General features: G+C 53.6%; 6 protein-coding genes. 1 reads left to right on the top strand and 5 read right to left on the bottom strand.

Annotated elements, in window-relative coordinates; translation table 11 throughout:
• The first annotated feature begins 677 nt into the window (after positions 1-677).
• Complete coding sequence (locus tag VMW13_09895) at positions 678-965, top strand: metal-sensitive transcriptional regulator (protein HUV45127.1); 288 nt, start codon at positions 678-680, stop codon at positions 963-965.
• Positions 966-1,106: 141 nt separating this feature from the next.
• Here the strand turns inward: VMW13_09895 and VMW13_09890 are convergent, their stop codons facing one another.
• The 5 genes from VMW13_09890 to VMW13_09870 form a co-directional block, all read right to left on the bottom strand.
• A complete protein-coding gene (locus VMW13_09890; GenBank protein HUV45126.1) occupies positions 1,107-1,751 on the bottom strand; it encodes a cytochrome b/b6 domain-containing protein in 645 nt (214 codons plus the stop codon).
• Complete coding sequence (locus VMW13_09885) at positions 1,748-2,620, bottom strand: 4Fe-4S dicluster domain-containing protein (GenBank protein ID HUV45125.1); 873 nt, start codon at positions 2,618-2,620, stop codon at positions 1,748-1,750. Before VMW13_09885 ends, VMW13_09890 begins: the two co-directional genes overlap by 4 nt.
• 37 nt (positions 2,621-2,657) lie before the next feature.
• A complete protein-coding gene (locus VMW13_09880) occupies positions 2,658-3,734 on the bottom strand; it encodes a hypothetical protein (GenBank protein ID HUV45124.1) in 1,077 nt (358 codons plus the stop codon).
• An 18-nt stretch (positions 3,735-3,752) separates the two neighbouring features.
• The gene (locus tag VMW13_09875) at positions 3,753-3,953 is read right to left on the bottom strand and encodes a hypothetical protein (protein ID HUV45123.1); all 201 of its coding nucleotides are present in this window, start codon (positions 3,951-3,953) and stop codon (positions 3,753-3,755) included.
• A 103-nt stretch (positions 3,954-4,056) separates the two neighbouring features.
• On the bottom strand, positions 4,057-5,052 hold the full coding sequence (locus VMW13_09870; GenBank protein HUV45122.1) for a rhodanese-like domain-containing protein: 996 nt from the start codon (positions 5,050-5,052) through the stop codon (positions 4,057-4,059).
• Between the last annotated feature and the right edge of the window lie 439 nt (positions 5,053-5,491).

Here is a 5,491-nt window from a genome sequence, read left to right as displayed (position 1 = left end):
GGTTTCTTCTCCTTCCCCTGTTGAGGGGCAGCAGGAATAAAGGGGGACACCCCCTTGTACCCCCGTTCCAAAGGGGTTCCACCCCTCTGGACACCCCAAAACGGTGCGAGGCCGGATTTCCGGCAGGTGTCATTCGCACCTTAGAGAGGCAGAGAAATCCAGAGCACTCTTGGCGGTGTTGTCTTCCCTCCCAGAACGGTTTTTCGCCTCCAGCCTCTCTTTCTTTTTCTTCCCCCTCCCTTTGCCAAAGGGAGGGGGACCAAGGGGGAGGGTTTCCTGAGTCTGAGATTGCTTCGGTGTCTCTTCGCTTTCCCTTCGCTTACACTCAGGACTCCGGCTCAGAGCCCCGGCTCGCAATGACACGGAGGGCTGGCGCTAATCGCAGGAGGTGACATAATACTATGGGGAAGGTAAAATAGAATTGCCCGGCCATGAGAAGAACCGGGCAATTCTTGGAGGTACGTAGGATACCTGAACCGTAATATACCCTACTGCGGTATAGTATAATATTGCATTATAGGTATTGTCAAATCAGTAGTGAACTGTCGTTGATAGGGTGCCAGGGTATCAGAGCAAGCTTATCTCATAGTGAAATACTCCGGTTGACCGTTGCGGGAATATGTGGCACCATAAATCACAGCATACTATCGATTGGAGCGTGATTCCTGGAGGGTGAAATGGCTTCCGATGACAGAGTACCAAGAGAAGTAATCATAAAGCGACTAAGGAAGATTGAGGGGCAGGTCCGGGGACTGCAAAAAATGGTCGATGCCGAACGCGACTGCGAGAGTATAGTGACTCAGCTAGCAGCAATACGCTCGGCTATCGAAAGCGTGGGACAGCTCGTACTGAACAACTATATGCAAATATGCTTTCGCAAGGAGACGGAGACTGATGACCCGACTGCATCACTGGCACGGGTGGTAGGCATCTGGAACAGGGTGCGGGTACGAGATACCAGCTGAGCTCTGAAAGAGACCAGTCCCGATATCGGCGGTCGGGGTTTCTATTGCTTGAAATAGAACAGGATGCTGACCTTATTGATCCGGGCACCCTGTTTCTTCGACCTGCAAACGGATAACCGGAAGGTGATACCTTCATTGGCATCACTTCTTCTTGCCAATCTCGTCGTACCACTTGCCGTAGTGGTTTCTGGCGTAGGTCACGGAAATCTTGCCATTCAGTATTGAACGGAAAGACTCCACCATTCTGGGGTGAATGGCGCCCAGATAGATGTGGACCAGTAGCATGACAAAGGCAACGACAAAGGCAACGTCATGAATAACTATGCACCACTGAAACAGACCTGCCGGGACGATATCCCTGAGGAACCATATCACCAGACCTGTTAGTGCAAACAGGACGCCTGTGCCCAGCACCACCAATTGCCACATCTTCTGACCGGTATTTACGTGCGGTTGCGGGGGCATATTATCTTCTGAGCCGCCGAAGTAGTAGTCCGGTGCTGCCTTTACCCATCCCAGGTCGTTCTTACCCCAGGTAAGAGTTTCCTTAATGAAGTGCAGCGACATCCTGGGGTTGATGAAGAAGTACACTATCGGTCCGCCTGCGAAGATAATGGCCGATATCCGGTGGAGGATTCTGGTCCAACCCCCGGCTGCTATGCCACCGAGTCCTGGAATGAACAGAATAGCACCAGTGATCGCCAGTATCAGGAAGGCGGCGGTATGTACCCAGTGAAACCAGACCGTCCGCATCTTGAAACGTTCGACTACGCGTTCTTCGGTCATTCCCTCTCTCCTCCCCGGGCTATTCTCATCCTGGCGATAAGATAGTTCAACCCGAAACCGGCAGCGGCGGCGACCGTAACCCCAATACCAAGCCACTTCAGAATACCCCTTACCTCCGCCGCGGCGGGGACCTGTGGGTCAACCGGCAGACCGTAGGTATCGGGGGCTTCATCGAGCACGTACATTACGTGCAGTCCTCCCAGTTCGGTTTTCCCGTATAGATTGGCTGAAGGATTCTGTTTCTCCAGTTCCGTGACGCGTTTCTCGGCATTATCAAGTAACTCCGAACGCTGGCCAAACGTGATTGCTCCGGTGGTGCAGGCTTCCGAGCAGGCAGTTGGCTGGCCGTTGCTGACCCGGTCAATACAGAAAGTGCATTTGTCCATGACGCCGGCACCGGTAATACGGTTACTCCCCAACTGGGGTATACCAAAAGGGCAATTCTGGGCACAGTAACCACAGCCGGAGCATTTTTCTCGGTCATACTGGACGAACCCCAGCTCGTTGTAGCTCAGGGCTCCGGTGGGGCATACCTCGACGCAGGCAGCATCGGTACAGTGCATGCAGGCCTGCTTTCTGAGGCTCCAGTCATCGCCCTTTTTCAGGGGGAATAGAGTTGTCCAGCAATCAGGAGAAAGCTCGGGGGAATCCTCGGGGTCAGGCTTGATGGTTTCTGTCAGGCTGTTGTAGTTCTTACAGGCGGCGTAGCACCACCAGCAACCGACGCATTTAGAGACGTCCACCAACATGGCAAGGTCCTGTCCGGAGGAGGCTGCTCTGGCCACAGTGCCAAGACCCTGCGAACCAAGCAGAACGACTCCCGCAGTTCCTGCCGAGGCTTTCAGGAAACCCCTCCGGTCCAGTTTCATATCTACTCCTTGCTAGCTGATTGCAGCCGCGCATCCCCTATTCGGGGGCCGGGACTTCTATAATTATCACTCCCCGGTTGGCTTCTATCTCATCGGGAGCAACATCATCTTCGGTCAGGAACAAATCGGCATTGCCGTGACACGAGTTACAGCTTTCGTTCTGCGGAGTATGCAACTGAATATTGTGCGGGGTGGCATACTTCCAGGTCGGTTCAGCGTCGAAATCAGGAAGGAGGTCGGAGCCGTAATAGTCACAGGTACCGGCGCAGGTTGGAGGATGTCGCAGTACCACGTATTGATAGGGTCTTTCAGCTGACCTTATCGGGTTGAGTCCTATTTTGAAGAGCATCTGCGACGGCTCGCTGGTCCGACATGGTACTCCCTCTTCGTCAAGGGCAACGTGACAGCTGGAGCAGTTCTTGTAGGCGAGGGAATGGCAGACCTGGCAATCCAGGTCGCCGAGGTGCTGCTGGTGCTGCGGATTATCGTCGGTATCGGTCCAGACATCTGCGTGACAGTCCTCACATTGCGCAGAAGCACTATTACTATAGCGGTCACTCACCAGCATCCCGGTCCCGTGAAGCTCCTGCCCGTGGCACCGGGCGCATGTCATCCCTGCCTGTGTCCAGTGGACATCACCCGGAACGTTTTCGTTGTTGCCGAGGTACTCATCGCCAACCCGGGCACCATGACAGGCTATGCAGTTGTTCTGCATTGAAGGGGTCTTCTTGAAGACGTGACTGGATACCAGACCACCACCCATTTCATCAGGACGGCTGACGTGGCATTGACCGCAGGAGGTGTGGCATTGCTGACAGTGGTTGTCAAAGGCTGTGTCCAGGGCTGAGCCTTCACTAAGGTCACCGCCCCTGGCTTCGAGCTTGCTTTTAAAGCCGCTGAGCGTGGTGTGCAGGCTGTTATCATTTAGAAGGGCAATGTCACTGTGGCAGGTATTACAGCCCTCTTCCGATGGGTCAATCACTATCTCCTGGTGAGCGGTCTCTTTTTCCTCTACACTGCTGTCACCGCCGTGACAGATAACGCAGCCCACCATACCATGACTGCTCTCCAGGAACTTGCTGTCCTTGATGTAAGCCTTTTCCCATACCTCCAACGGAGGTAGCTCACCCCCTCAGCCTTCACCCGAGGTTGCTTCCGACTTCACTTCCTCGACTACGGACGCAGTCTGTTTGAGCAGGTCTTTGTCAGTATGACAGAGGACGCAGGAACTCACTTCCTCACCGGGTGTTGGTCCAGGAGGAACGGAACAGCCTGCCGCGACGAATGCAGCCAGCAGAACCAGCCCGAAGACCGCAAGTACCAGTCTTTTCATCTACCGCTCCCCTTCCTCAGTCTCTTATCAGTATCTTTCATTCGTTCGGGGGGAGGGATGCTCCCTGCCAGAAACCAGATTTCTGCAGGGAGCCTATTTCTCACTACTCAGTATCGTAACCCTGTACCCCTGAAGCATCGAAGCATTTGTTCATATTAACTGCCGTATCCGTGGTCCAGGAACACATGCCGAACTTCAGACTGTAAGCATCATACCCCAGCAGATTCAGCAGGGACGCAGCCTGAGCGGCTGTATGCCCGGTGTAGCAGTAGACGTAGACCGGTGAGTCCGGGTCAATCTTGTCCAGGTTGTCCACCAGGCTGTCAATCCCGATGTTAATGGCGCCGGGAACATGCCCTGCGGCGTAGTCTGCCGCGCTGCGAACGCTGATGATGGTCATGTCCTCATCCTCGGCGATTTTTATGTTCAGGTCGGACGCCGTGATGTACTTCGGAGAAACAGTGGCAACTGCGGCCTCAAGAATCGTATCTTCGTCATCTGAAGTAGTGTTATCCATTTCCGGGAAATCATGGGTCTTCGTAGCCGTGTTGGCTGTTGTCTCAACCTTGAAGTCACTCTGAGCTGCTGTGCTGAACCGACTCACGAACACATCAGGGTCTGTTGACCAGGAAGACATTCCGTGCAGCAGATTCTGGACATCATAGTCAAGGACCCCAAGCAGTGCCGCCGCAAATGAGGCTGTCTGCCCGGTATAGCAGTACACGAGGATTTCCTCATCCTCGGGGAGAGTAGTCAGGTCGCCGAACGCAATGTTCACCGCCCCGGGGATGTGTCCTTTGGTATAATCCGCCGCACTGCGAAGGCTGACAATGTAGGGGGCATCGTCTTCGGCGATTGCCATAAACAGGTCGGCGGCCTTCGTATTCCCGGCCCTGGCTTTCAGATATTCCGCGGCAGCATCCTTGACTACCTCAAACTCGGATACCTCTACTACGGTGGTTGTTGTCGTGGTTGTTGTTTTCTCCTCTACGGGTTCTGTTGTGTCTGCCCCACCGCAGGCATTGAGTAGCAGCATAGAAAGCAGCAACAGGGCCAAGCCGGTCGTTGCAGCTACTTTCATCCATGGTTTGGTTTGCATCAGGTATTCCTCCTTCTTTTACCTTTTACCGCACCAATTCGGTCTATGTGAACACCGGCATAAAAAAGGCATCCAAGTACTCTTGCATGCCAATTGTACTGGGGTATCAAATCATAAAACTCTTACCGGCACATATTCCGTGGTACTGGCTCCAAGCGACATGATAGCACAGGGGTTTTTCGGAGTCAATACCCAGTCGGGGTTGGGTATAGTTTTGCTTTTCCAGGCAACAAGATGAAATTATCCGCAATTTAATTCGCTTTTTTGACACGGTATTCGCTCTCGGTTAGACTGAACCTATTATAAAGAGATTCTGTCCGTATGGAGAAGAGAGCTGTGAGGAGAAGGTATCTTGTCGGGGGGGGTATACTGGTCCTGGCGGTTGCTGCTCTGGTCTCAGTGAGCCTGGGCAGTGCGGTCAATTACTATCTGACGGTGA

This window comes from Dehalococcoidales bacterium, assembly GCA_035529395.1.
In the GTDB taxonomy this organism is placed as follows: Bacteria; Chloroflexota; Dehalococcoidia; order Dehalococcoidales; family Fen-1064; genus DUES01.
This window is presented reverse-complemented; position numbering and strand designations above follow the sequence as displayed.

Excerpts from the sequence above, each read along its gene's own strand:
- VMW13_09885 (HUV45125.1), bottom strand. The coding sequence starts at position 2,620 with ATGAAACTGGACCGGAGGGGTTTCCTGAAAGCCTCGGCAGGAACTGCG.
- VMW13_09895 (HUV45127.1), top strand. The coding sequence starts at position 678 with ATGGCTTCCGATGACAGAGTACCAAGAGAAGTAATCATAAAGCGACTA.
- VMW13_09870 (HUV45122.1), bottom strand. The coding sequence starts at position 5,052 with ATGCAAACCAAACCATGGATGAAAGTAGCTGCAACGACCGGCTTGGCC.
- VMW13_09875 (HUV45123.1), bottom strand. The coding sequence starts at position 3,953 with ATGAAAAGACTGGTACTTGCGGTCTTCGGGCTGGTTCTGCTGGCTGCA.
- VMW13_09890 (HUV45126.1), bottom strand. The coding sequence starts at position 1,751 with ATGACCGAAGAACGCGTAGTCGAACGTTTCAAGATGCGGACGGTCTGG.